At 65.8% G+C, this 25,085-nt stretch carries 28 protein-coding genes; 9 read left to right on the top strand and 19 right to left on the bottom strand.

Annotated elements, in window-relative coordinates; genetic code table 11:
* Window positions 1–8 precede the first annotated feature (8 nt).
* The 8 genes from ACZ7GB_RS04375 to ACZ7GB_RS04340 all read left to right on the top strand — a co-directional run bounded on the left by ACZ7GB_RS04375 (window position 9) and on the right by ACZ7GB_RS04340 (window position 8,503).
* Window positions 9–1,073: a flavin monoamine oxidase family protein gene (locus ACZ7GB_RS04375; RefSeq protein ID WP_472157763.1), complete on the top strand. Its 1,065-nt coding sequence runs from the start codon at window positions 9–11 to the stop codon at window positions 1,071–1,073.
* 120 nt (window positions 1,074–1,193) lie between these two features.
* Window positions 1,194–1,487 carry a ribbon-helix-helix domain-containing protein gene (locus ACZ7GB_RS04370; RefSeq protein ID WP_078530393.1) on the top strand — a complete coding sequence of 98 codons (294 nt, stop codon included), beginning with the start codon at window positions 1,194–1,196 and terminating at the stop codon, window positions 1,485–1,487.
* 114 nt (window positions 1,488–1,601) lie between these two features.
* On the top strand, window positions 1,602–1,997 hold the full coding sequence (locus tag ACZ7GB_RS04365) for a VOC family protein (protein WP_078545828.1): 396 nt from the start codon (window positions 1,602–1,604) through the stop codon (window positions 1,995–1,997).
* A gap of 36 nt (window positions 1,998–2,033) precedes the next feature.
* Window positions 2,034–2,558 carry a Twin-arginine translocation pathway signal gene (locus ACZ7GB_RS04360; protein ID WP_472157762.1) on the top strand — a complete coding sequence of 175 codons (525 nt, stop codon included), beginning with the start codon at window positions 2,034–2,036 and terminating at the stop codon, window positions 2,556–2,558.
* Between the two features lie 11 nt (window positions 2,559–2,569).
* On the top strand, window positions 2,570–4,141 hold the full coding sequence (locus tag ACZ7GB_RS04355) for a GMC family oxidoreductase (protein WP_472157761.1): 1,572 nt from the start codon (window positions 2,570–2,572) through the stop codon (window positions 4,139–4,141).
* Window positions 4,142–4,314: 173 nt separating this feature from the next.
* On the top strand, window positions 4,315–5,223 hold the full coding sequence (locus ACZ7GB_RS04350) for a pirin family protein (protein ID WP_078569637.1): 909 nt from the start codon (window positions 4,315–4,317) through the stop codon (window positions 5,221–5,223).
* A gap of 44 nt (window positions 5,224–5,267) precedes the next feature.
* Entirely contained in the window at window positions 5,268–5,861 is a 594-nt protein-coding gene (gene wrbA / locus ACZ7GB_RS04345) for an NAD(P)H:quinone oxidoreductase (protein ID WP_078599618.1), read from the top strand.
* Between the two features lie 125 nt (window positions 5,862–5,986).
* Window positions 5,987–8,503 (top strand): cation:proton antiporter, encoded by a 2,517-nt coding sequence (locus ACZ7GB_RS04340; protein ID WP_472157760.1) that lies wholly within the window; start codon window positions 5,987–5,989, stop codon window positions 8,501–8,503.
* A 37-nt stretch (window positions 8,504–8,540) separates the two neighbouring features.
* Here the strand turns inward: ACZ7GB_RS04340 and ACZ7GB_RS04335 are convergent, their stop codons facing one another.
* Window positions 8,541–8,687 (bottom strand): hypothetical protein, encoded by a 147-nt coding sequence (locus ACZ7GB_RS04335; protein WP_472157759.1) that lies wholly within the window; start codon window positions 8,685–8,687, stop codon window positions 8,541–8,543.
* A gap of 373 nt (window positions 8,688–9,060) precedes the next feature.
* Between ACZ7GB_RS04335 and ACZ7GB_RS04330 the strand changes: the two genes are divergently transcribed.
* The gene (locus ACZ7GB_RS04330) at window positions 9,061–9,477 is read left to right on the top strand and encodes a hypothetical protein (RefSeq protein WP_472157758.1); all 417 of its coding nucleotides are present in this window, start codon (window positions 9,061–9,063) and stop codon (window positions 9,475–9,477) included.
* A gap of 28 nt (window positions 9,478–9,505) precedes the next feature.
* On the opposite strand, the gene ACZ7GB_RS04325 is transcribed toward ACZ7GB_RS04330, so the two are convergent.
* The 18 genes from ACZ7GB_RS04325 to ACZ7GB_RS04240 form a co-directional block, all read right to left on the bottom strand.
* Window positions 9,506–10,420 carry an N-carbamoyl-D-amino-acid hydrolase gene (locus ACZ7GB_RS04325; protein WP_083078829.1) on the bottom strand — a complete coding sequence of 305 codons (915 nt, stop codon included), beginning with the start codon at window positions 10,418–10,420 and terminating at the stop codon, window positions 9,506–9,508.
* Complete coding sequence (locus ACZ7GB_RS04320) at window positions 10,417–11,688, bottom strand: Zn-dependent hydrolase (protein WP_472157757.1); 1,272 nt, start codon at window positions 11,686–11,688, stop codon at window positions 10,417–10,419. The genes ACZ7GB_RS04325 and ACZ7GB_RS04320 overlap by 4 nt, the downstream gene beginning before the upstream one ends.
* Window positions 11,685–12,920: a diaminopropionate ammonia-lyase gene (locus ACZ7GB_RS04315; RefSeq protein WP_472157756.1), complete on the bottom strand. Its 1,236-nt coding sequence runs from the start codon at window positions 12,918–12,920 to the stop codon at window positions 11,685–11,687. The genes ACZ7GB_RS04320 and ACZ7GB_RS04315 overlap by 4 nt, the downstream gene beginning before the upstream one ends.
* A 29-nt stretch (window positions 12,921–12,949) precedes the next feature.
* Window positions 12,950–13,726 carry an ABC transporter permease gene (locus tag ACZ7GB_RS04310; protein ID WP_472157755.1) on the bottom strand — a complete coding sequence of 259 codons (777 nt, stop codon included), beginning with the start codon at window positions 13,724–13,726 and terminating at the stop codon, window positions 12,950–12,952.
* Window position 13,727: 1 nt separating this feature from the next.
* Window positions 13,728–14,579: an ABC transporter permease gene (locus ACZ7GB_RS04305; RefSeq protein ID WP_078539912.1), complete on the bottom strand. Its 852-nt coding sequence runs from the start codon at window positions 14,577–14,579 to the stop codon at window positions 13,728–13,730.
* Window positions 14,576–15,649: an ABC transporter ATP-binding protein gene (locus tag ACZ7GB_RS04300; protein ID WP_472157754.1), complete on the bottom strand. Its 1,074-nt coding sequence runs from the start codon at window positions 15,647–15,649 to the stop codon at window positions 14,576–14,578. The genes ACZ7GB_RS04305 and ACZ7GB_RS04300 overlap by 4 nt, the downstream gene beginning before the upstream one ends.
* 47 nt (window positions 15,650–15,696) lie before the next feature.
* Window positions 15,697–16,764 (bottom strand): substrate-binding domain-containing protein, encoded by a 1,068-nt coding sequence (locus ACZ7GB_RS04295; RefSeq protein ID WP_098410191.1) that lies wholly within the window; start codon window positions 16,762–16,764, stop codon window positions 15,697–15,699.
* A gap of 115 nt (window positions 16,765–16,879) precedes the next feature.
* Entirely contained in the window at window positions 16,880–17,842 is a 963-nt protein-coding gene (locus tag ACZ7GB_RS04290; RefSeq protein ID WP_472157753.1) for a MurR/RpiR family transcriptional regulator, read from the bottom strand.
* 55 nt (window positions 17,843–17,897) lie between these two features.
* Window positions 17,898–18,701 carry a F0F1 ATP synthase subunit gamma gene (locus ACZ7GB_RS04285; RefSeq protein WP_078539910.1) on the bottom strand — a complete coding sequence of 268 codons (804 nt, stop codon included), beginning with the start codon at window positions 18,699–18,701 and terminating at the stop codon, window positions 17,898–17,900.
* Entirely contained in the window at window positions 18,698–20,200 is a 1,503-nt protein-coding gene (locus ACZ7GB_RS04280) for a F0F1 ATP synthase subunit alpha (RefSeq protein ID WP_472157752.1), read from the bottom strand. The genes ACZ7GB_RS04285 and ACZ7GB_RS04280 overlap by 4 nt, the downstream gene beginning before the upstream one ends.
* A complete protein-coding gene (locus ACZ7GB_RS04275; protein WP_472157751.1) occupies window positions 20,187–20,921 on the bottom strand; it encodes a F0F1 ATP synthase subunit B family protein in 735 nt (244 codons plus the stop codon). Before ACZ7GB_RS04275 ends, ACZ7GB_RS04280 begins: the two co-directional genes overlap by 14 nt.
* A 2-nt stretch (window positions 20,922–20,923) precedes the next feature.
* Window positions 20,924–21,169: a F0F1 ATP synthase subunit C gene (locus ACZ7GB_RS04270; protein ID WP_078519861.1), complete on the bottom strand. Its 246-nt coding sequence runs from the start codon at window positions 21,167–21,169 to the stop codon at window positions 20,924–20,926.
* A 2-nt stretch (window positions 21,170–21,171) separates the two neighbouring features.
* Window positions 21,172–21,858: a F0F1 ATP synthase subunit A gene (locus tag ACZ7GB_RS04265; protein ID WP_472157750.1), complete on the bottom strand. Its 687-nt coding sequence runs from the start codon at window positions 21,856–21,858 to the stop codon at window positions 21,172–21,174.
* Window positions 21,855–22,127, bottom strand: a complete 273-nt coding sequence (locus ACZ7GB_RS04260; protein WP_472157749.1) for a hypothetical protein — start codon at window positions 22,125–22,127, stop codon at window positions 21,855–21,857. Before ACZ7GB_RS04260 ends, ACZ7GB_RS04265 begins: the two co-directional genes overlap by 4 nt.
* Window positions 22,124–22,420 carry an AtpZ/AtpI family protein gene (locus tag ACZ7GB_RS04255; RefSeq protein ID WP_472157748.1) on the bottom strand — a complete coding sequence of 99 codons (297 nt, stop codon included), beginning with the start codon at window positions 22,418–22,420 and terminating at the stop codon, window positions 22,124–22,126. Before ACZ7GB_RS04255 ends, ACZ7GB_RS04260 begins: the two co-directional genes overlap by 4 nt.
* On the bottom strand, window positions 22,417–22,827 hold the full coding sequence (locus tag ACZ7GB_RS04250; RefSeq protein ID WP_078569625.1) for a F0F1 ATP synthase subunit epsilon: 411 nt from the start codon (window positions 22,825–22,827) through the stop codon (window positions 22,417–22,419). The genes ACZ7GB_RS04255 and ACZ7GB_RS04250 overlap by 4 nt, the downstream gene beginning before the upstream one ends.
* Window positions 22,824–24,215, bottom strand: a complete 1,392-nt coding sequence (gene atpD, locus ACZ7GB_RS04245; RefSeq protein ID WP_472157747.1) for a F0F1 ATP synthase subunit beta — start codon at window positions 24,213–24,215, stop codon at window positions 22,824–22,826. The genes ACZ7GB_RS04250 and atpD overlap by 4 nt, the downstream gene beginning before the upstream one ends.
* On the bottom strand, window positions 24,212–24,964 hold the full coding sequence (locus tag ACZ7GB_RS04240; RefSeq protein ID WP_472157746.1) for an SDR family NAD(P)-dependent oxidoreductase: 753 nt from the start codon (window positions 24,962–24,964) through the stop codon (window positions 24,212–24,214). Before ACZ7GB_RS04240 ends, atpD begins: the two co-directional genes overlap by 4 nt.
* Window positions 24,965–25,085 lie beyond the last annotated feature (121 nt).

Raw genomic sequence — 25,085 nt, 5'->3', positions numbered from 1 at the left:
AGGCTTCCATGAAAACGCAGGTCGCGATCGTGGGCGGCGGGCTCGCGGGCTTGGCGCTCGCGCGGCATCTGCACGCGCGCGGTGTCTCTTTCGAATTGTTCGAGGCGCGGCCGCGCTTTGGCGGTCGGATCAAGGCGCTTGAGACCGCAACGGGCAGGGTCGATCTCGGCCCGTCATGGTTCTGGCCCGGCCAGCCCCGGATCGCCGCGCTCACCGAGGCGCTGAACCTGCGCAAGTTCGAGCAGTTCGCGCGCGGCGCGGTTTCGCTGGAAGATGCGAGCGGCGAGGTTCACCGCAATATGGGCTTTGCCAGCATGGCGGGGTCGTGGCGTCTCGAAGGCGGCATGGTCGCGCTGACGAATGCGCTTGCCGCCGCCCTTCCCGCCGCGCAGCTTCATCCCGGATCGCGCGTTGTCGAAATCGGGGCAGGGCCCTCGGTCACGCTTAAGGACGGTCGGGCCTGCGAGGCGGAGCATGTCGTGCTGGCCGTGCCGCCCCGCGTTGCGGCGCAGATGTCTTTCGCGCCGCAGCTGAGCGAGGCGCAGATGCAGGCGCTCCGCGCGATCCCGACATGGATGGCGGGGCACGCGAAATTCGTCGCTCTCTACGAGCGACCGTTCTGGCGCGAGGCCGGGCTGTCGGGCGATGCGATGAGCCAGCGCGGCCCTCTGGCGGAAATCCATGATGCGTCCGGGCCAGACGGCGCGCCCGCTGCGCTGTTCGGCTTTCTGGGCGTGCCGGCGCGGGCGCGGATCGGGCAGGAAGAAGTGGTCAAAGCTGCCGCCCTCGAGCAGCTTGGCCGGATATTCGGGCCGGAGGCGGCCAAGCCGCTGACCTATGCGCTCGAAGATTGGGCCGTCGCGCCCGAAACGGCGACGGAGGCCGATCTCGAACCGCTCAGGTTCCACCCCGATTACGGCCTGCCGTCGGTGCTGCGCGGGCTCCGTGAGGGCCGTGTGCATTTCGCGTCTTCGGAAACCGCGCCCGAGATGGGCGGCTACATGGAAGGCGCGCTGGCGGCGGCGGAGCGCGTGGTGCGTGACCTCGTGGGAGGGTTCGGGGCGACCCCATAGCCCGACGCGCCCAGCCCCCCTGTCACAACACGATTGACCCGCCCCGGATTGACCATATTCTTGAGTCTCGGGTGAATCTTGGTTCGCCTCGGCAATCGGATCTGAGGGAGGAGAGACGATATGTGCCATGTTTTTGCGGGTCAGGACCCGGAGCGCTATTCCAGCGAGACGCGCAGGCTGCGGCTCAACGGCCAGAGCACGAGCATCCGGCTCGAGAACGCATTCTGGGACATTCTCGACGAGATCGCCGCGCGCGATGGGGTGTCCACGCCGACCTTTATCTCGACGCTGCATGCGGAAGTGCTGGAGCTGCGCGGGGAGCCGTCGAACTTCACGTCGCTGCTGCGCTGTGCGTGCCTGAAATTCATGGAAATCTCGACCGATCGTGCCCCGCTCGCGGTCGCCGCAGAGTAAGCGCAAGCCTGACGTCAAACATTCTTCAGGGGTAGTATAGACCTACTACCCGCCCCACCGCGGCCCGCTGCTAGGCTCTCAGGACAACTGACAGCACTACAGCGGGAGCAACCGGTGGCAAAATCCATTCATTCCATGATCCGTGTCCTCGACGAGGACCGCTCGGTCGCGTTTTACGACAAGGCTTTCGGCCTCAAGGTCGCCGACCGTCTCGACTTTCCGGATTTCACGCTCGTCTATCTGAGCAATCCCGAAAGCGAGTTCGAACTGGAACTCACCGTCAACAAGGGCCGGACCGAGCCCTATGACCTCGGCGATGGCTATGGCCATTTCGCGGTCTCGGTCGATGATCTCGAAGCCGAACACAAGCGCTTCGAGGCGGAGGGCCTCGCGCCTCGCAAACTCGTGGAATTCGCGCCGGCAGGGGAGGTCGTCGCGAAGTTCTTTTTCGTGGCCGATCCGGACGGATACCAGATCGAGGTGCTCGCGCGCGAAGGCCGCTTCAAGTGAGATTTTCCTAAGGGAGACATCAGGGAGGAGACGACAATGACCACCAAGGCAAGCTCGAAAGGGCTGACCAGACGGCAGCTTCTGGCGCGGGTTACCGCGGCAGGGGCGAGCTTCGTCGTGGGTTCGGGGTTCATGGCGGCGCGCAATGCCGCCTGGGCCACCGAGCTCTCGGCGCTCAAGCCCACGACCTTCGCGACGCTCGTGCAGATGGCGCGCGATATCTATCCGCACGACAAGATCGACGACCAGTATTATGTCATCGCGGTGAAGGGCTACGACACTGCCGATACGGCCGATGAGATCGAGGCGGGGATTGCCGCGCTCGATGCGGCGGCACGTGGCAAAGGCTTCGCGAATTACCTCGAGACGGGCTGGGAGAAGGATCGCGTCGCGATCCTGCGGGGCATGGAGGAGAGCCCCTTCTTCCAGAAGATCCGGGGTGGTCTGGTGACCGGCCTCTACAACCAGAAAGCGGTCTGGCCGATCTTCGGCTACGAGGGCGAGTCCTATTCCAAGGGCGGCTACATCAACCGCGGTTTTGACGACATCGACTGGCTGTAAGGGAGGCAGACATGGTTGCGAAATTTGATCTGAGCGACGACAGCGTCGTTGTCATCATCGGCACCGGCGCAGGCGGCGGCGTGCTGGCCAACGAACTGGCGCAGAAGGGCGTCAAGGTCGTGGCGCTCGAAGCGGGCGGTCGCTATCTGCCCGAGGATTACATCAACGACGAATGGGAAAGCTTCGGCCAGCTCGCCTGGACCGAGCCGCGCACCACGAGCGGCGACTGGCGGGTGGCGAAGGACTTCTCGGGTCTGCCCGCATGGATCGTGAAGGCGGTGGGCGGCACCTCGATCCACTGGGCCGGCGCGAGCCTTCGCTTTCAGGACCACGAGTTCAAGACGAAGACCCATTACGGCAATGTCGACGGGGCGAACCTGCTCGACTGGCCGATCGATCCGGCCGAGCTTGCGCCCTATTACGACAAGGCGGAGGCCAAGCTGGGTGTGACCCGCACCGGCGACCGTCCGGGCCTGCCGGGCAACAACAACTTCAAGGTGCTGGAGAAAGGCGCGAAGGCGCTCGGCTATGAGGAAGTGAATACCGGTCATATGGCGATCAACTCGATCGACTATGACGACCGGATTTCGTGCCAGCAGACGGGCTTCTGTTTCCAGGGGTGCAAATGGGGCGCCAAGTGGTCGTCGGCCTACACCGATATTCCGCGCGGCGAGGCGACCGGCAATCTGGAGGTGCGCGATCACTGCCACGTCGCGCGCATCCTGCATGACGATCAGGGCATGGCCTCCGGCGTCGAGTATTTCGACAAGGAGGGCAATCTGCAGATGCAGAAGGCCAAGATCGTCTGCGTCGCGGGCAACTCCATCGAGAGCCCGCGCGTGCTGCTGAATTCCCATTCGGCGATGTTCCCCGACGGGCTCGCGAACTCCTCGGGGCAGGTGGGGCGCAACTACATGCGTCACACCACGGGCTCGGTCTATGGCGTGTTCGACAAGCCGGTGAAGATGTGGCGCGGCACAACGATGGCGGGCATCGTCCGCGATGAGGCGCGCCACGATCCCTCGCGCGGGTTCGTGGGCGGGTATGAGCTGGAGACGCTCAGCCTCGGTCTGCCCTTCATGGCGGCCTTCCTCGATCCGGGCGGCTGGGGGCGCGAGTTCACCTCGGCGCTCGACAGCTACGAGAACATGGCCGGGATGTGGATCGTCGGCGAGGACATGCCGCAGGAGACCAACCGCATCACGCTCAACCACAAGGTCGAGGACGCCTACGGGCTGCCGGTGGCCAACGTGAACTACACCGATCACCCGAACGACCGGGCGATGCGCGATCACGCTTATGCTCGCGGGAAGGCGATCTACGAGGCGGTGGGCGCGACCCGGACGCTGCCGACGCCGCCCTATCCGTCGACGCATAACCTCGGCACCAACCGGATGTCCGAGAACCCGCGCGACGGGGTGGTGAACAAACACGGCCAGACCCATGACGTGCCGAACCTGTTCATCTCGGACGGCTCGCAATTCACGACCGGCGCGGCAGAGAACCCGACGCTGACCATCGTGGCGCTCGCGATCCGGCAGGCGGATTTCATCGCCGGGGAATTGTCGAAGGGCAACATCTGATCCCGAGACGATCCGTTACGTCAAAAGAGGACCGGGCTGCCCACGGGTGGCCCGGTTCTTTTTTGGGAACCTTTGCCCATCTGCGCGCTTGCGCACAGGACATGCGGGACCTTCGCTAATTCAAATTCCCACAGGAAGCCCCACACTATCACCAACGATATTTGGAGGCTCCCATGACCTTTCGACCTGTCTCGGCCACCAGCCAAGCGCAACCCGCGCTCGAAGGCGCTGGCGTTCACCTTCATCGCGTGTTCGGCTTCGGTGATCCGTCGCTGACCGATCCGTTCCTGATGATGGACGACTTCCGCAACGACGATCCGCGCCTTTATTCCAAGGGCTTCCCGTGGCACCCGCATCGGGGCATCGAGACGATTACCTATGTGCTCGACGGCCAGGTGGAGCACGCGGATTCGCTCGGCAATCGCGGGCTTCTCGGCGCGGGCAGCGTGCAATGGATGACGGCTGGCTCCGGCATCGTCCATCAGGAGATGCCCTCGGGCAATGCCAAGGGGCAGATGCACGGGTTTCAGCTTTGGGCGAACCTGCCCGGCGCGCTCAAGATGACGGCGCCGCGCTATCAAGACATTACCGGCAGCGACATTCCGATCGAGGGCGACGAGGACGGTACCACCGTCAAGGTCATCATCGGCTCGTTCTGGGGTAAGACCGGTCCGGTCGACGGGATCGCCGCCAATCCTATGCTGCTTGACGTGTCGATCCCCGCCGGACGCCGCAAGGTGCTGCCGGTCGATACGCACTCCAATGCGCTCGCTTATGTGTTTGCAGGTTCCGGCACCTTCCGCGACGCCAGCGATCCGGTCGGCATCAAGGTCGAGAAGGAATATCGCGGGCAGGAGCTGAACATCCGCGACATGACCGGCAACCGCACGCTGGTCCGCTTCGGCGCGGGCGACGAGATCACGGTGCAGGCCGGGGACGAAGGTCTCCGCTTCCTGCTGATGACCGGTCGCCCGATCCAGGAGCCTGTCGCATGGCACGGCCCCATCGTCATGAACACGCAAGACGAACTGCGTCAGGCGCTGACTGAACTCAACAACGGCACGTTCATCAAACACGGCTGAGGGCGCCGTTGCCCCTCAGTCCCTTCCCAACACAGGAGAGAGAAATGGCACAACCGAAGATCGCAATCGTCTTTTATTCCACCTATGGCACCAACCATGCCGTCGCGCTGGCGGCAGCGGAAGCCGCTGAGGCTGCCGGAGCCGAAGTGCGCCTGCGTCGCATTCCCGAGACGGCCCCGAAAGCCGTCGTCGAGGGGCAGGACGCCTGGAAGAACCAGCTCGAGAAGATGAGCGATATTCCGGAAGTGACCGCCGACGATATGGAATGGGCCGAGGGCTATTTCTTCTCCGGGCCGACCCGCTACGGCGTCTCCGCAAGCCAGATGCGCGCCTTCATCGACACGCTGGGCGGGCTCTGGGGCGCGGGCAAGCTGGCGAACAAGACCTTCACCGCGACCACCAGCGCGCAGAACGCACATGGTGGGCAGGAGGCGACCATCCTCGGCCTCTACACCACGGCCATGCATTGGGGCTGCGTCATCGTTCCGCCGGGCTATACCGACGAGGCGATCTTCAATGCGGGCGGCAACCCCTACGGCTTCTCGACCAATGCCGGGGGCGTCGACGAGGCTGGCAAGGCCGCGATCGCCCATCAGGCGAAACGCCTCGTCGAGATGACGGCGAAACTCGTCGCCTGATCTGACTTAACGTCCATTAAGCGCCCCCACCTCTCTCGGCGGGGGCGTGCTTGTCTCCCGATCGCAAAGTGTCCAAACCTTTCAATTCCCCGTGCGTCCGCCGATCAGCGTGGTATTTCGACTGAATGGATATCGTCGTCATCACCACGATTGTCGCGTCGCTTTTCCTCGTCATCGGGGTGGCGGAGCCATTGGCCGCGCGGTTGCGTCTGCCCTTCAGCGTGATCCTTGCGGGCATCGGTATTCTCATCGGTGTGGCGGCTGTGTTTTTCCTCCGGACCGAGCTGACCGACGCGCTCAATCCGGTGGCGGAAGCGATCCTGAACTTGCCGATCCGCTCGAACGTGTTTCTCTACGTGTTCCTGCCCACGCTGCTGTTTCAGGCGACGTTGGGCATGGACCTGCGCAGGATGCTGGACGACTGGGTTCCCATCCTGATGCTTGCGGTAGTGGCGGTCGTCGCGGCCACCCTCAGCGTCGGCTACGCGCTGTCCTGGGTCAGTTCGATCCCGCTCACCGCGTGCCTGCTCATCGGCGCGATCGTGTCCACGACCGACCCGTCCGCCGTCGTCTCGATCTTCCGCTCGATCTCTGCCCCGCGCCGGCTGTCGCGGATCATCGAGGGGGAAAGCCTGCTCAACGATGCCGCGGCCATCGCGCTGTTCGGCCTTTTCATGGGCTTCGTGATGATGGGCGTGCCCGATCCGAAGCTGGGCGATGCGCTCGCCCGGTTTCCGTATCTCATCCTCGGCGGCGCGTTCACGGGCTGGCTGGTCGCGCGTATCGCCGTCGGGATGATGTCGTTCTTCCGGCGTCATGAGCTTGCCCAGCTCTCGATCTCGGTGGCGCTGCCTTACCTGGCCTATATCGGCGCGGAGCAAAGCATCGGTGCCTCGGGTGTCATCGCGGTGGTCGCCGCCGGTCTGACGCTGAACCTGACCGGGCCCGGACGTCTGCAACCGCAGACATGGATCAATCTGCGCGAGCTCTGGGGCGTCCTGGCGCATTGGGCGGGGGCCCTCATCTTCGTTCTGGCGGCGCTGTTGATCCCGCGACTTCTGGAGGAGATCCGGATCGGGGATATCGCCCTCGTCGGTGTCGTGGTCCTCGCGTCCATTTTCGCGCGCGCGGTGATCCTGTTCGGTCTTCTGCCACTTCTCACGGCGCTGCGGGTCTCGCCCACGGTCGAGCGGCCCTACCGGGTCGCCATTCTCTGGGGCGGATTGCGTGGGGCGGTGACGCTCGCGCTGGCGCTGGCGGTGACCGAGAGTTTCCGCGTCCCCGACGAGGTTCAGCGCATGGTCGGCATCCTCGCCACCGGCTTCACCCTGTTCACGCTGATCGGGCAGGGTACCACGTTGCGCTGGATCATCGGTCGGCTGGGGCTGGACCGGCTGTCGCCGATCGACGATGCGCTGTCGCGCCAGGTCGTCGCCGTCTCGCTTCAGAAAGTGCGCGAAGACCTCGCGCGGACCACCGAGAATTACGAACTCAGCCGAGACGTCGTCCGCTCTGAGGCCAAGCGGTTCGGGGAGCGGCTGGAGGGCGCGGTCAAGGCCGCCGACGACAGTCAGGACATCCACGACCGCGACCGCATCACCCTGGGGCTTATCGCGCTCGCCGGCCATGAACGCGACACCATCCTGATGCGGGTGCGGGAGCGGACGATCGCCTCTCGCATCGCCGAACAGGTTCTGTCGAACGCCGACCGCCTCATCGAGGGCGCGCGCGCGGACGGGCGGCACGGCTATAACCGGATCGCGCGGCGCAGCGTCAAATATGGCTTCGGCTTCCGCGTCGCGAATATCCTTCATCGCCGCCTTCACCTGTCGCGCCCCCTCGCGCGGATGACGGCGGACCGGTTCGAGATGCTCCTGTCGCAGCGTCTGGTGCTGCGCGATCTCGGCGGCTTCATCAGCGGCCGCATCCGCCGCATTCATGGCAAGCGCGTGAGCGACCTGCTCTCTGACCTGCTGTCGCGCCGCATCGAAATCGTGGAAACCGCGCTGCAGGGGCTGCGTCTGCAATATCCCGGCTACGCCGAAGAGCTCGAACGGCGCATCATTCGCCGGACCGCGCTGCGGCTGGAGGAGCGCGAATACGAGACGATGCGAGAAGACGGCCTGATCGGCGATGAGGTCTACACCAAGCTCCGGGCCGCCCTTGCGCAGAAGCGGTCGCGCGCAGAGGATCGCCCCAAGCTCGATATCGCGCTGCGGCGCATCGAGCTCGTGCGGCAATTTCCGCTGTTCTCCGGTCTCGATGCCCGGGACCAGAAACGATTGAGCCGGTTGCTCAAGGCGCGGCACGCCAATGCGGGGGAGGTCATTCTCGGCCGCGAAAGCGTCGCGAAAAGTGTGTTCTTCATCGCCTCCGGGGCCGTCGAGGTGGAGGCGGCCAATCAGACATGGCGGCTGGGTCGCGGTGAGATGTTCGGTCAGCTGTCGATCCTGATGAGACGGACGCGCAGAACCGAAGTGCGCGCGATCACCCCCTCGACACTTCTCGAACTGGATGAAGCCCGTTTCCGTCGCCTGCTGAGCCGTAGCAAGTCCCTGCAGGAGGCCGTCCGCGCGAGTGCGGAGAAACGCGGCATCGCTCCTGACGCGCTCCTCGCGGATGTCGAGAGGGCGCGTCAGTAGCGGGTCGGCTTTGGTGCTGCGAAAAGGCTCCGTTCGCTTACATCGGGTTTTCGATGTTCGCCTTCATGTTCGGAACGTTTGCAGCAGTCGCCGTGCCTTCGGTTTGGGTGCAGGCGGCCAGAATGCCCATGGCGCAGCATGCGACCAGAGCGAGTACGGCTTTTTTCTTCATCGGGCTTTGCATGTCGGGTTCCTTTCAAAACGACTCGGGTCCTCAAAATGAACGGACCAGTTCAATTATTTGGGGCGCACCGTGGGGCGCGGCAAGATTTTTCGGTTTCTGTGGATGTATTTAGCCTCACTGACGCACCGACGCCACGCAGGGGATTTCCCGGCGCACATGAGCGGGAGATTGCCGCAAGGGTATTTCTCGATGGCAGGCCCCGAAGATGGAGACCTGATCGTCAGTTCGAAAGGTCACGCAGCGTCAGAAACTAACTTTGACATAGTTGCCCAATTCAAGTCACAACATCGCCGCTCTTGCATGTGATCCAGCCCTCGTCGGCGAGCCGCACAGGTCCATTCGGAGCCACTCGCGTCCAACGGAGGTATTGATTATGAATGTTAAACACGTGTCGCTTGAATTGTTGGTTAAGCTTGATGAGCGCGGTGTGGCTGACGTGGGCAAATTCTCCCTTAATTTCCAGGACGACACCCGTGACGCTCTCGGCGACTCGATCGACTTGAAAGGTCTGGCGACGCTGGCGCAGCCGGAAAAGGTTTTCACCGCGGCCCTGCGCACCGAATTGCTCGACCAACGCGCGACTTTCGACCCGCAGAAATTCTCGGTCTCCGTCAACGTCAGTTCTTTCGCCACTTCCGATCCCTATATCGAGATCGAACGCCGGTGGCGCATCGCCCTCGTCACCTTCCTCGAGGGCTACATCATGCAGTCCCAACCGATGCTCTCGTCGCTCAAGGTTCGGGGCGCATATGCGGAACAGCTCGCGGCCTCGAATGCGCCGCTGCACTGATCGGTAGTCCTCACCCTCATCGACTTTCTTATCCCGCGCAGATGTCGCGGTAGTCGTCCGGCTCGCGGTGAAGCGCGAAGTTGAAGACGTTCTCACGAAGCTCGCGGCAGCGGTCGAGGTCGATTTCGGCCATCGCCAGCTCATCGCCGAACCCTTGGGTCTTGGCGATGATCTCGCCGGTGGGTGCGATGATGCAGGTGCCGCCGATCAGGTCGCAGCCTTCTTCGCGCCCCGCTTTCGCGGTGCCGATCACCCAGCACCCGTTCGCATAGGCGCCCGCCTGCATCGACAGGTGGTTGTGGAAGTCCTGCAGGTGGTCATGCTCGGGCGCGAGCGGGTAGTGCACCGGCGTATTGTAGCCCAACATCACCAGCTCCGCCCCGCGCAGCCCCAATACGCGGAACGTCTCGGGCCAGCGGCGGTCGTTGCACAGGCACATGCCCAGCTTGCCGCCGAACCCGTCGAAGACGCCAAAACCTAGATTGCCATGCTCGAAATAGCGCTTCTCCAGATGCTGGAAGGGGCGCCAGTCTTCGTATTCGGGATGGCCGGGCAGGTGGATCTTGCGATATTTGCCGATGATCTGGCCGGTCTTCTCGACGGTGATCGACGTGTTGAACCGGCGCTTCTGGCCGTTCTCGTAGGCGATCTCCGCATAGCCGAGATAGAAGCCGACACCGAGCTCGCGGGCGGTATCGAACAGCGGCTGCACCTCCGCGTTCGGCATCTCGGTCTCGTAGAATGCGTCGAGCTCGGCCTCGTCCTCGATCAGCCAGCGCGGAAAGAAGGTGGTTAGCGCCAGTTCGGGAAAGACGACCAGTTCCGCGCCGCGCCGATGGGCGTCGATCAAAAGCTTCTGCATCCGCGCCACGGCGGAGGCGCGCGGCTCGTCACGCGCAATCGGTCCAAGCTGGGCGGCGGCGGCAATGAATTTGCGGGTCATGGCAATTGTCCTGTCTCGGTCGTTTGAAATTCGGGCGCGTCCTGAAGCTCCGCCTGCTGGCAGACGACATCCATCAGCACCTGTGCCCCGCCCGCGATGTCCGAGGGCGCGGTATATTCGTGAATGTTGTGGCTGACCCCGTCCTGCGAAGGCACGAAGATCATGGCCGAGGGGCAATTCGGCGCGAACATCTGCGCGTCATGGCCTGCGCCCGAGGGCATCCGGCGATGGCCCAGCCCGCGCGCATGTGCGGCGGCCTCGACGCTGTCCACCAGCGCCGGATCGAACTCCACCGGCTCGAAGCGGGCCAGCGTCCGGCGCGTGATCGCGCATCCCCCGGCGCGGGCGAAATCCTGCGCGGCGCGCCAGAGCCGGGTCTCGGCCTTCTGCAGCACGGCCTCGTCGGTATGGCGCAGATCGACGGTCATCACCGCTTCCTGCGGCACCACGTTCACCAGATCGGGCGAGACGCGCATCCGACCCACGGTCGCGACCTGCGGCGGGCCGTGGTCTGCCGCGATCTGCTGCGCCTCGACCGCGATCCGTGCCGCGACCGCGCCTGCATCGTGGCGCAGCGCCATCGGCGTCGTGCCCGCATGGGCCGAAGCGCCCGTGACGGTGATCTCGGTCCAGGAAATGCCCTGCACGCCGGTGACGACGCCGATCTGCAGCTCCTCGGTCTCCAGCACCGGGCCCTGTTCGATATGCAGTTCCAGATAGCTGTGCGGCTTCAGCGCGCCGACCGGGGCGGGGCCTGCGGCATCGATCGCGGCGAGCGCATCGCGCAGGTGCACCCCGTCGATGCCTTCCACCTCCAGCATCTCGTCGAGCGGCAGCGCGCCTTGCGCCACGCCCGAGCCCATCATGTCGGGGGCGAAGCGCGCGCCTTCCTCATTGGTGAAGAACGCGACCGCAACGGGGCGGCGGGTGCGCGCGCCAGCCGCATTGAGCGCCTCGATCACTTCCAGCCCGGCCAGCACGCCGAGGCTGCCGTCATAGAGGCCGCCCGTCGCGACAGTATCGATATGCGAGCCCATCAGAACCGGCGGGCCGTCTTCCTCGCCCGCGCGGATGCCCCAGCAATTGCCGATGACGTCCGTGGTGATCTCGAGGCCCAGCTCGCGCATCCAGCGCATCACGAGGGCGCGGCCTTCGGCGTCTTCGGGGGAAAGTGCGAGGCGCTTCACGCCGCCGCCGGGCAGGGCACCGATCTGTCCGAGCCGTTCCAGCCGCGCCATCAGGCGCTCGATGTCGATCGCGATACTCATGCCGCGCCCCGAACTTCGTCAGCGCTGCGGCCGACGAGGGTTTTGAACAGCGCGGCGTCGGTGTCGCCTTCCGTGCCGAAGCACAAGATGCGGGAGTTCGCGTCGATCCCGAGGGCTGCGCGCGCCGCATCATTCTCGGCGGCGGCGAGGAAGGCTGCGAGCCCCGCCACGGCGGATTCTCCGGCGGCCACGGGCGGATCGCCCCCCTCGGGGCTGGCCAGCGCACGCATCACCGCGACGGCATCGGGGTCGGCCACGGACATCACCGCGAATGTCAGGGGCTCCAGCACGTCCCAGGCCAGCAGCGAGACCTCGCCGCAGGCCAGACCTGCCATCAGCGTGTCCAGATCGCCCTCGACGGCGGTGGGTTTGCTTTCGCGGATCGTCTCGAGCCAGCAGGCCGATTGGTCGGGATCGGCGAGGATCACGCGCGGGGCCTCGGGGCCGTAACGGCGCGCGAATTGCGCCGCGACCGCCGCCGCCAGCCCGCCGACGCCGGTCTGGATGAAGATATGGGTGGGCGGGGTGCCGAGCGTATCGGCCGCCTCCGCCGCCATGAGCTCGTAGCCCTGCATCACGTCTTTCGGGATCTCGGTATAGCCCGGATAGGAGGTGTCGGAGACGACGAACCAACCCTCGCGCGTTGCGGTCTCCTGCGCCTCGCGGACGCTGTCGTCGTAATTGCCTGCGCAGCGGCGTACCTCGGCCCCGTAGGCCTCGATGGCTTCCTTGCGGCCCTCCGAGACGGTGGCATGGATGAAGATCACGCAGCGGCAGCCGAAGCGTTGCGCGCCCCATGCGACCGAGCGCCCGTGATTGCCGTCCGTGGCGCAGCAGACAGTCAGTTGCGAGACGATATCGGCATATTTGCCCGCGACGATGTCTTCGGCGCTGGGCTCGGGGATGTCCTTGGCCTTCGCGATCTCGCGGGCCAGAAGGCGCAGCACCGCATAGGCGCCGCCCAAAGCCTTGAAGCTGCCCAGACCGAAGCGCCCGCCCTCATCCTTGAACTGGATCTCTGCCACGCCCGCCTTTGCCGCCATTGCGGGCAGCGAGACGAGGGGCGTCGGCGCATAGCCCTCCCACGAAGAAATCGTGCGCTTGGCCAGATCGAAGGCCGCGTCGTTCAGAACGGCTTCCTGCTTGGGCCCATAGCCTTTCGCAGTGTCGTAATGCGGGTTCAGAATGAGCTCGTTGGATTGCCCCTCTCCGAGGGCATTTTCGAAAATCATGGTGGGGTCCTTGTGGTTGGTCATCGCGCTTAGGCCCCCGTCTTGGAGGCGCGGCGGCGGATCAGCTCGGCCAGCGCCACGAGGGCGATGTTGCCGAACACGATCATCACGGCGAGCGCGTTGAGTGAGGGAGAGAGCGCGAAGCGGAAGTCGGAGGCGACGAGCACCGAAAGCGGTTGCGCGCGGCCCGAGACGAAAGCGGTCAGGACGTATTCGGCCGAGGATAGCACGAAGGCCACGACCCATGACGCCATCAGCCCGTTCGCCATCAGCGGCAGCACCACCCGGCGGAAGGCCGAGAGGCCCGAGGCGCCCAGATCGGCGGCCGCTTCCAGCAGTCCACGGTCGATCCGGATCAGCACCGAGGCGATCACCAGCGTCGAGAAGGGCAGCACGATCACCGTCTGCGCGGCGATCACCGTCAGCAAGCTGCGCTCCACCCCGGTCTCGTTGAACATGATCAGCTGCGCCACGGCGAGGATCAGCTTCGGGATCAGGAAGGGCGCGAGCAGCAGCACCGCGAAGATGCCGCGTCCGCGCATCGGGTAGAAGCTGATCGCCAAAGCGGCGAGCCCGCCCAGAAGCGTCGCGCAGATCGCAACGGGGAAGGCGACGCTCAGCGTGGTCAGGAAGCCCCCGCCCAGACGCCCGTCGTCCATCACCTCAGCATACCATTTCAGGGTGAAGCCCGAGAAGGGCAGGGACATGATCTTGGAATCGTTGACCGAAAACAGCGCGATCATCGCGATCGGCAGATACATGAAGGCGAAGACCGCCCAGACCCAAAGCGTGGAGAGGCGCGACATGTCAGGACCCTCCCACGAGGCTGGAGCGGCGGATCAGCATCGCGCCCACGGCAAAGAAAGCCATCAGGATCGCGAGCATCGTCCAGGCGATGGCCGAGCCCAGCGGCCAGTCGAAGGCGGTGCCGAAGAGGTCGTTGATCGCCGAGATCACGGTGATCCCCGAAGCGCCACCCAGCAGCTGCGGCGTGAGGTAATCGCCGACCACCATCACGAAGACCATCAGCCCGCCCGCCACGAGGCCGGGGAAGGTCAGCGGCAGGGTCACGCGGGCGAACCGGCTGGGGCTGCGCGCGCCCAGATCGGCGGCGGCTTCCAGCCAGGCATCGTCGAGGCTCTCGAAGGCGAGCCACAGTCCGATCACCATGAAGGGCAGGTAGTTGTAGGTCAGCGCGATATGGGTCGCGAGGGGCGAGAACAGCAGCCCCTGAATGGGTGCGTCGGTGACGCCTGCCCAGATCAGCGAGCGGTTGATGACGCCCTCGGCCCCGAGCAGCACGCGCCAAGCAAACACCCGCACCAGATCGCCGGAATAAAGCGGCACGAGCAGCAGCGTCAGCAGCGCGGATTTCATTGCGCCCGCACGTTTGGCAAGGAACCACGCGACCGGGTAGCCGATCACGGCGGTGATCGCGACGACGAGCGCGCCCGAGCCGAAGGCCTTCAGGATCAGCCCGCGATAGGTCGCCGAGCCCGCGATCTTTGCGTAATTGGCGAAGGACGGGTCGTAGGAGATCGCGACGAAATCGACGCGGAAGAAGCTGTAGGCGAAGAGGATCAGCAGCGGCGCCACGCAAAGCGCCAGCAGGAAGGCCGTCACCGGGGCGGCGAGGAGCGTGCCGACGCGCAGGCTCATGGCTTGGCTCCCGTCGCTTGTTCGGCCTCGGTCCGCGCGATCCAGACCTGTGCCGGATCGAAACCGATGCGGATCTCCGCGCCGATCTCGGGCACGTCGTCATGGCCAACGGTCAGCGCCAGCGTGACGCCGGCGGCCTCGGCTTCTACCAGCCACTCCGCGCCGCGATAGACGGCATGGGTCACGCGGGCGGAAATCCGGCCCTGCGGGTCGAGGAACAGTTGCTCGGGGCGCAGGCAGAGCACGGCGGGAGATCCGGCTTTGAGACCGCGCACGCCGGGTGTCGCGAACTGGCCCAAGGGGGTCTCGATCTCATAGGCGCCGATGGCGGTGTCGGTGATCTTGCCCGGCACGCAGGCCGCGCCGCCGATGAAATCGGCCACATAAGCGGTCTCGGGGCGGCGATAGATCGTATCCGGCGCGCCTTGTTGTTCGATGATCCCGTCACGCATCACGATGATCCAGTCCGAGAGAGCGAAGGCCTCTTCCTGATCGTGGGTGACATGGAGAAAGGTCATTTTCAGTCGCCGCTGCAGGTCTTTCAGCTCGATCTGCATGTCCTTGCGCATCCGCCGGTCGAGCGCGGAGAGCGGCTCGTCCAGCAGCAGCAGGCGCGGCTCGTTGGCGATCGCGCGGGCCAGCGCCACGCGCTGTTGCTGCCCGCCCGAGAGCTGGCGCGGGCGGCGATCCGCCATCGCGGACATCTGGACGGTTTCCAGCGCCGCGCGGGCCTTCTCGCGCTCTTGCTTGCGGCTCAAGCCCTTGTAGCGCAGGCCGAAGCCCACGTTTTCGAGCACGCTCAGATGCGGGAAGAGGGCATAGCTCTGGAAGACGGTGTTGATCGGGCGGGCGCTCGCGGACACGTCGTTGATCTTCTTGCCGTCGAGCTCGAGCATCCCCTCGCTCACCTCCTCGAACCCGCCGATCATGCGCAGAATCGAGGTCTTGCCGCAGCCCGAAGGCCCCAGCAGCGTCACGTAGGAATTCTCGTCGAGCCGGAAATTCACACCGCGCACGGCCTGCACGGTGCCATAAGTCTTACAAAGGGCACGCGCGCGGAGCAGGGGCATTGTCTGCCCCTGCCCACCCGTCGGCCCGGAACCTGCCTCGGTCATTCTTAGCTGGCCTTCACTTCGTTCCAGAGTGCGACCCAGTCGTTGTAGCGCGGCGGATTTTGCTTCCAGACGAAGTTGTCCATCACCGACAGGTCCTTAATGAAGATCTTTTCCTGCTGGGCTTCGTCGATCTCGTCGCGCGCGGCGGAGGTCGATTGCGCATAGGGGCCACCATAGGCGAGCTTCTTGCCGTAGGTCGGGCCGAGCAGGTAGTTCACCAGTTCGAAGACCGAGTCCCGACGCGCGCCTTCGACGCCCTTGGGCACGGCAATCGTATCGCACCAGCCGATGACGCCCTGCTTGGGTTTGGCCATGCCCATTTCGAGCCCCTTTTCCTTCAGGTCGTAATAGGGCGGCACCCAGGAGAAGGCGCAGACCACTTCGCCGGTCGCGAACAGGTTGGTCAGGTCGCCGATGGAATTCCAGTAGGTGCGCAGCTTGCTCTTCTGGATCATCAGCACCTTTTTCACTTCGGCGAGCTGCTTGTCGTCCATCGTGAACATTTCGTCGCGCGGGATGCCCAGATACATCGCGGCGATCATGATCCCTTCGAGCGCGTAGTCGCGCATCGCGAGCTTGCCGTTGTATTTGTCGCCCTCGAAGAAGACCGACCAATCGGGCTCTTCATCCATCAGGTCGGCGCGGTAGACGATCGGGTTGATGCCCCAATAGAAGGGGATGCCGTAGGTCTGGCCGTCCGTCTTGCCCAGATCAGTCTTCTTGAACGTGTCATAGAGGAGCTTCGCGTTCGGCACCTTGTCGAAGTCGATCGGCTGCAGAAGGTCTGACGCGGTGTAGTAGGAAACCTTGTCGAGGCCGGGCGTGATCAGGTCCACTGAGGAGGCGCCGCCGGCGCGCAGTTTTGCGAATTGCTCGTCATCGGTGCCGATGAAGGTTTTGGTCAGGTCGACGTCATGGCTGTCGAGGAAGGGCGCGAGGTAGTCGTCTTTCGCGAGGTTCTCCCAGGTCATCCAAAGAAGATCGGTCGCGGCCAGCGCTCGTCCCGCCGGGCCGAACGCCCCGAGAGCGGTGCCCGCAAGCGCAGATTTCAGGAATAGTCGGCGATCCATGGCATATCCTTTCGCTGCATGAGATGGCGAGGTCACCTTCGCAGGAAAGAATTATTTCACAAAATCCTAAAAATGAAAATAGGCTTTCATTCGAGCTATGCGCAGTTTTTGGGCGCTATTTCTCCTGTTTTGCAGCCTTGGTGAGCGCCTCAAGGCTCTCCGGGGGCGGTCCGAGGTCGTCGAAACGCGCATGAAGGTCCTCGATCCGGGCGAGTCGGGCGCGCGCTTCGGGGCCAAGCGAGTCCACCAGACTCGAGCAGAGGAAGTTGATCAGGCTCATCGCGACGACCGTACTGTCGAAGATGCCTTGCCCGCGATTGTGGCAGCGCAGGGTGATCGTCGCGTGCCGCGCGGTCTGCGCCACGGTAGGGTCGCCGATCAGGATCGTCGGGATGCCCGCCTCGCGCGCGACGGTCATCACCTCTCCCAGCGCGCGCGGCCTGCGCCGCAGCCCGATCGCCAGCAGCACATCGCCCGGCGCGAACCCCGCGACATCCTCGGCGAGCGACGCACCCTCATAGGGCAGAAGCTGCACATCCGATTTCAGATTGAGCAGCAGGGCGCGGGCATAGATCGCAAGCGCCCGCGAGTTCCGATAGCCCAGCACCCAGATCCGGCGGGCCGAGGCGAGGTGTTGAACCGCGTCGGCGACCGCCTCTTCCGAGAGGATCTCGGTGCTGCGGGTCAGGTTCTGCATATCCTGCGCGAAGTGATCGGCCAGTTGCCCCGGCGTCGTGCCGTCGCTCAACTCGCTCAGCGGCGAGCCCCAGCTTCCGTTGCGCCGCGAATGCAGCCGCGCTTCGTTGTAATTGCGATAGCCCAGCCGCTTGAAGAAGCGCGCCGCCGTGGCAGAGGAAATCCCCGCGCTCTCGGCCAGCTCCGCAGCCGTATAGCTCGACAGGGTCGATTGCGCTTCGAGCACGACCTCGGCAAGGCGTTTCTCACTGGGGGTCAGCTCGGGAAAAATCGCCATGATCCGCATGTCGATCGGGTCATCTCCCGACCCGGGTTGCGCCTCGGGGGACATCTCTTGCGTCACATCGGCCTCGTTTCTGCTCGAGCCCAAGTCTTGTTGCATGCGGGCGCGCTTTTCAAGCAATGCGTGTGCGTAGCGGGGTTGTGGGGTTCCCAACTCAGCTGGACGTGACGCCCGCCGAAAGCTCCAGAATTTCCGTCGTCACCGACTCTTGCCGCGAAATCCGCGCGGTCTGTTGCAGCGCGTCGAGCTTGCGTTCGGTCATCCCCTGAGCGGAGGCCATGGCGAGCATCCGGGCGGTGTTTTCCGCAGCCGTGGCATGCAGCGCGACGCGGCACAGCTCCGCATGCAGCAGCTCGGCAAAGAGCGACGCGCAAAGCTGCGCGGGCGGCAGCGTCAGCAGGGGCGGCTGGCTTGGCGGCGGAGTCGACCGGGTCGGGCGGGGGAAGATACGGCGGCGGCGGGCCTTCCAGCTGCCATCTTCCGTCTGGGCGTAGAAGGCGTCGATCGGGGCACGGCCTGCCAGTTGCAGCAACGTCTCGGCCAGCCGGTCGGCGAAGGGCGGAACCGCTGGACCGTGCGAGGGCAGGGGGAACTGCGCAAGCGCATTCAGGCCTTGCTCGGCGGCCAGCGCCGCGCCGCGCGTGCCGATCACGACGAGACCGCCGGGCGGCGTGCCCAGCTCGCTCAGAAGCCGGGCGTTGAACGATCCCGCAAAGCCTTGTTCGGCGAGAAACAGAACGGTGAGCGGCGGCCCTTCGGGTTTGGGCGGTGTCGGCGCGAGCGACAGAACCCGGTCGAGTGCGCGGCTCACCGTCGCCGCGTGCAGATCCACCGAGGCAAGCTCTCCCTCTGTCTGACGCACGCGCGCGCCCGCGATGGCGCGCATCGCCCGGATGACCGAGGCGAGCGTGCGGATGCTGCCGATCCGCGCTTCGATCTCGGCAAGCTGCTCGCTCATTTCGAAGGCTCCGGCAGAAGCCCCTTCAGGCATTGCACGATCTGGTCATGCAGGCTCTCGCTCAGCGTGGCGGAGAAATCCGCCCCCGACAGCCCCGCCGCATCGAGCGCATCGGGCAGCGCCGCGCGCAGCGTGTCGATCTGCGCGGGCTCCAACCCGTCGAGAAGCCCCGTCTGCACCGCCAGAACCAGCGCCACCTCATCGGCGAGGCGCAGTGGCGCGTGCTGGATCTGCGCCAGCACCGCGCGCACCGCCCGCCCGCGCGCAAGCTGCGCCTTCACCCGCGTATCGGGCATCCCCCCGAAACGCGTGAAAATCTCCAGTTCGAGGAACTGCGCGTAGTCGAGCCGCATCGACTCCGCCGCGTCGCGCAGGCTGCGCGCCTGCGTCTTGCCGCCGACCCGGCTGACCGAAGTGCCGACATCCACGGCGGGTTTCTGGCCGCGGTTGAACAGCTTGGCGTCGAGCGCGATCTGCCCGTCGGTGATCGAGATCAGGTTGGTCGGGATGAAGGCCGCGAGGTTGCCCGCATCGGTCTCGGCAATCGGCAGCGCGGTCAGCGTGCCGCTGCCCAATGCGTCCGACAGCCGCGCGGCGCGTTCCAGAAGCCGGGCGTGCAGATAGAAGATATCGCCCGGATAGGCCTCGCGCCCCGGCGTCTGGCGGGTCAGCAGCGCAAGCTCGCGATGCGAGGCGGCGTGGCGCGTGAGGTCGTCGAGCACAATCAGCGCGTGGCCGCCGGTGTCGCGCAGCTCCTCGGCCATGGTCATGCCTGCGAAGGGGGCGAGCCATTGCATCCCCGGCGGTGTCGACGGCCCGGCGACCACGACAATGGTGCGCGCCAGCGCGCCGTTGCGCCGAAGCGTCTCGATCACGCGCTCCACCGAGGAGGTTTTCTGCCCGATCGCGACATAGACCGAGGTCACGTCGCCGTCTTTCTGGTTCAGGATCGTGTCGAGCGCGATCGTCGTCTTGCCGGTCGCACGGTCGCCCACGATCAGCTCGCGCTGGCCCCGTCCAAGCGCGAAGAGGGCATCCACCACGAGCGTGCCGGTCTGCATCGGCTCCACCACCGCGGCGCGGTCGATGATCGCCGGGGCGGGGCGTTCGACCGGGTGTTTGGCCGTGGTCGTGATTGGGCCGAGCCCGTCGAGGGGCCGCCCGAGCGGATCGACGATCCGGCCCAGCAGTCCCGGCCCGACCGGCACCCGCATCACGTCGCCCGTGCCGGTGACCGCATCGCCCTGTGCGACGCCCGCTATATCGTCGAGCAACACCGCCGCGAGGGTCTCTTCGTCGAGCACATGCACGAAGCCCGATTGCCCGCCCTCGAAGACCAGCCGCTCGCCGGCGCGGGCTTCGGGCAGGCCCGACACCATCGCAACGCCGTCGGACACGCGCTCCACCCGCCCGCTGCGGCGCACGACGGGACCGAGCGGCGCACGCGCGATGGCCTCGAGGCTGCGGTCCAGCCACTCGTCGGGATCATTGGGTGTCATTGGCCACCTCCTTGCGCATCCGGGCAAGATCGGCGGCCCATGAGCTCTCGAGGTGCAGGTGCTTGGTCTCCAGCGCGAGGCCGCAGATCAGCTCCGCATCCGTTTTGATCGCGGGCGCGATCTTCTCTCCCAAGGTCTTTCCAAGGCGGTCGGCGAAGGCCTCTCCGTAACCGGCCTCTGTCGCCTCGCTGATCCGCAGCATGAGTTTCTCCGAGCCGAGCGCGGCGCGATCCTCGGTGTCGAGGGCCGCGACCTGCGCCAGAAGATCCGTCGCATAGGCTTCGAGCAGTGCGGGCCGCGACAGGCGCGCGCCGATCCGCTCGGCCATGCGCTGCGCCAGATCGGCGGCGCGCGCGGCATAGCGCTTCTCGGCCTCCTCCGCGCGGGCAGCGCGTTCGGCCTCTGCGGTGCGGGCCATATCGGCGGCCTCTGCGCGGGCGTGATCCAGAAGCGCCTTGCGCGCGGCTTCGGCCTCGGTCTGGGCCTGCGCCAGCATCTCGGACTTACGCGTGCCGACCTGATCGAGCTCGGCCTCGGCCTGCGCCTTCGCCTCATCGGCTTTGCGCGCGGTCTCGCTCGCGTCGCTCAATTGCTTGTCCGCTTCGGCCTGACGCGCTTGGATGGCACTCACGATCGGGCGCCAAAGCACCCGGCTCAGAAGCCAGATCAGCACCGCCGCATTGAGCGTCTGTAGCCCTAGCGTCCACCAGTCCAGTGTCATGATCAGCCGATGAACGGGTTGGCGAACAGCAGCAGAAGCGCGATCACGAGGCAGTAGATCGCCGTCGTCTCGATCATCGCGAGCCCGACGAAGAGCGTGCGCGAGATCGCGTTCGCGGCCTCGGGCTGGCGGGCGATCGCGTCCATCGCAGCCGCGACCGAGCGCCCCTCGCCAAGCGCGGGGCCGAGCGCCCCGAAGGCTACCGCCGCGGCGGCCGAGATAACGCTCGCCACTTCAATATATTCCATAGTCAGTCCTTTCCGGATCCGTGGGAGGTTTGTGATTCCGCCACTGCCGCCGCGATGAAAACCATGGCGAGGACGGTAAAGATGTAGGCTTGGACAAGGCCGGTCAGCAGATCGAGCGCCATGAAGGGGATCGGCACGAACAGCCCCGCAAGCGAGAGCACGATGCCGATCACGAAGACCCCGCTCATGATATTGCCGAACAGGCGGATCAGCAGCGAGAAGCTGCGCGTCAGCGTCTCGACGAGGTTCAGCGGGATCATCAGCGGCGTCGGCATCGCGAAGCTGCGCAGGTAGCCGCGCACGCCGCCCGCGCGGATGCCGTAGACGATCACCGCAACGAAGACGAGCAGCGCAAGGGCCGCGTCGGTTTCGAGGTTGGCGGTTGGAGGTTCGACGCCCGGGATCAGCGAGGACCAGTTCGCGATCAGGATGAACAGGAACAAGCCGCCGAGGAAGGTGCGGTAGCGGTCGGGGGCGACGCTCATCGTCTCGCGGATCTGGGTGTCGAGCACCGTCACCAGCAGTTCCAGCGCCGCCTGACGTCGTCCGGGCTTGAGGCTCAGGTTTCGGGTCAGCGCGTAGCACCCTGCCACGATCACCACCATCATCACCCATGTCGTGACGACAGGTTGCGTGATCGGCACGGGGCCGACCCAGAACAGGACGGTGGTCTCCAGCGGCGAATTCATGCGGACCTCGCGCGGCGCAGGGTGAGCATCCGCCCGATGCCGATCCCGAGCGCCGCCGCCAGCAGCGGCACCGCGCCCAGAAGCGCGCAGCCCACGAGGGCCCCGATCGTCAGCCCGAAGCGCAGCGCGGTCAGCGCGATCGCCTTCAGCGCCTTGCTTTCGAGCAGCATCGCATCCGTGCCCGCCCGCAGCAGGGCGAAATGCACGAGGCCGACGCCGATGCCGAGGGCGAGGCTCGCCAGACCTAGAAGAACCATCGTCGCGCTCATTGCTGTTGCACCCAGCGCCAGCCCAGCCAGCACCCCACGACAAGCCCCACCATCATCAGCGCGGCGGTCCAGAAGATGCCCGACTGGGCGCTCCGGTCGATCCATCTTCCGCCTGCGGCCCCCGCGAGCATCGGAAGCACCACGATCCATCCGAGCACACCGATCTGGCCCAGCCGTCTTGCCAGCGGGATGTCACCCTCCTCTCGGGCTTTCTCGATCCGGGCGGCGTGGCGGCGCGCGGCGCTCTCCATCGGCTCCTCCGTCTGTTCCGGGTCTTCCGGCGAGTCGGTCATGTCCAATCCTTCCGAGCCTGCGCGCCGTCGAGGCTCGCCACCAGCTGCCGGATCGCGAGCAGATGCAGCCGGGTGGAGTCGGCCTGTTTGGTCTTCGCGGCGTCATCCTCGGCCTGAAACCGCTTCAGGATCGTGTCGCCCAGCTCGGGCAGATCGCCGGTCACCGCAGCGCGGGTCGAGACCGAGACGTCGCTTCCATTCTCGACCATAAGAACACCGCCCTTCACCGCGCAATAATGCCGTTGGCCCTCGACCACCCAGGAGATGACCGAGATGCTGAGGCTCGTGAGGAACTCGGCATGACCGGGCAGGATGCCGAAGCCGCCGCTCTCGTCCTCGGCCCGGATCGCGGTGACGTCCTTGGCGTCGACGACGATTTCGAGAGGCGTGGCGATGGTGAGCCTCATGCCGCGGCCTCCTCTCGCTCGCGGGCCTCGTCGATCCCGCCGATCATGTAGAGCGACTGATCCGACCAGTCGTCCGCCTCGCCCGCGAGGATCGCGCGGCAGCCCTCCAGCGTATCGGCCAACGGCACCGAGCGCCCGGTCTGGCCGGTAAAGGCCTCGGTCACGACGAAGGGCTGGGTGAGGAAGCGTTGCAGCTTGCGCGCGCGGCGCACCGCCAGCCGGTCGGCCGCGCCCAGCTCCTCGACGCCGAGAAGCGCGATGATGTCCTGCAATTCGCGGAACCGCGCCAACAGTGCCCGCGCCTCACCCGCGAGCTGGAAATGCTCCGCCCCGACGATCTCTGGGTCGAGCAGTTGCGAGGACGAGGCGAGCGGGTCGATCGCGGGGTAAATCCCCTCCGAGGCCAGCTGACGCGACAGCACGATGGAGCTGTCCATATGCCCCGAAATCGCGGTCACGGCCGGGTCGGTGAAATCGTCCGCCGGGACGTAAACCGCCTGAATTGCCGTGACCGACGCCCCGGCGGCGGAGGCGATGCGTTCTTCAAGTTCCGCGACCTCAGACGCGAGGGTGGGCTGGTAGCCCACGCGCGAGGGCAGGCGGCCCAGAAGCCCCGAGACCTCGCTGCCCGCCTGCACGAAGCGGAAGACGTTATCCATCATCAGAAGGACATTGCGGTGATCGCGGTCGCGGAAATCCTCGGCGATGGAGACGGCGGTCAGCGGCACCCGCCAACGCGCGCCGGGCGGCTCGTTCATCTGGCCATAGACCAGCGCGGTGCGCGCGAGCACCCCGGAATCGGTCATGTCGGCGAGCATCTCGTGACCCTCGCGTGAGCGCTCGCCCACACCCGCGAAGATCGCGATGCCCTGATATTTCTCGACCATCGTGTTGATGAGCTCCATCACCAGCACCGTCTTGCCCACGCCCGCGCCGCCGAACATCGCGGCCTTGCCGCCGCGGGCCAGCGGCAACATCAGGTCGATCACCTTGATCCCGGTCTCGAAAGCGGTGACCGCGCCGCTGCCCGAGAGGCGCGGCGGTGTGCCGTGGATCGGGCGGCGTGGTGTGCCCTTGGGCAGCGGATCGCCGCCGTCGCGCATCGCCCCCGTCACGTCCATCAGCCGCCCCAGAACGGCCTCGCCGACGGGCACTTCGAGCGGCTTGCCCGTGGCGCGCAGCTTGCGCCCGCGTGACAGGCCGAGCGTCGATTGCAGCGCGATGGCGCGCACCCGATGCGCGTCGAGATGGCCATGCACTTCGAAGCTGCCCGGCATGTCGTCGTCCGTCAGCGTCAGGATCGAATGGATCGGCGGCAGCGGGCCATCGAAGCTTGCGTCGATGACCGGCCCGCGCACCGCGATGATCCGCCCCTCCGTCGTGCTCATCGCGAGGTATATCCGCCGTCGACGAGGTGATAGCTGCCGTTCACGAAGCTCGCGGCATCCGACAGCAGGAAGCAGGTCAGCGCCGCGACTTCCTCGGGCGTGCCGAGCCGTCCGGCGGGATGCAGCGCGACCAGCGAGTCCTTCACCTCAGGCGCCAGCCCCGACAGAAGTGGTGTCTCGATGAAGGCGGGGCCCACCGCATTGACGCGGATGCCCTGTGCTGCGTGATCGATCGCCGCGGCCCGCGTCAGGCCCAGAAGCGCGTGTTTCGCTGCGACATAGGCGCAGGCGCTCGGGAAGGCGACCGAGCCGAGGATCGAGGACATGTTCACGATCGCGCCGCCGCCCGATTTCAGCATCGCGGCGATCGCGAAGCGCATCCCGTAGAACACGCCGTTCAGGTTGACGTCGATCACCTGCTTCCAGCCGTCGAGCGGATACTCCCCGAACGGCACCTGCGGACCGCCGATACCCGCATTGTTCACGGCAAGATCCAGCTTGCCGAAGGTCGCGACGGCCTTCTCGACCATCGCTTCGACCTCTGTGGCGGAGGTGACGTCGACCGCCATCGGCTCGGCGGTGCCGCCGGCCTCGCGGATTTCTTCGGCCACGGACTTGGCCGCGTCCGCTTTCTGATCGGCCAGCAGGACCGAGGCGCCGCGTGCCGCCAATTCCGTGGCGATTGCCGCGCCGATCCCTGATCCCGCGCCCGTAACGATAGCTGATTTACCTTCGAAATCCCGTGTCATAGCAGTCCCGGCCTCCGTTTTGGATGCGCAGAGGGTAACGATCTCGGTGCTTTAGGACTTTGATGGGGATCAAGCGGGGCGGACGCGGTTGGGGCGTACACGAACTCGTGATTGCGGTGCA

This window comes from Thioclava sp. PTB-PU3-1 (assembly GCF_055666785.1).
Note: the sequence above shows the minus strand (reverse complement) of the source record. Positions and strands in the feature narration are given on the sequence as shown.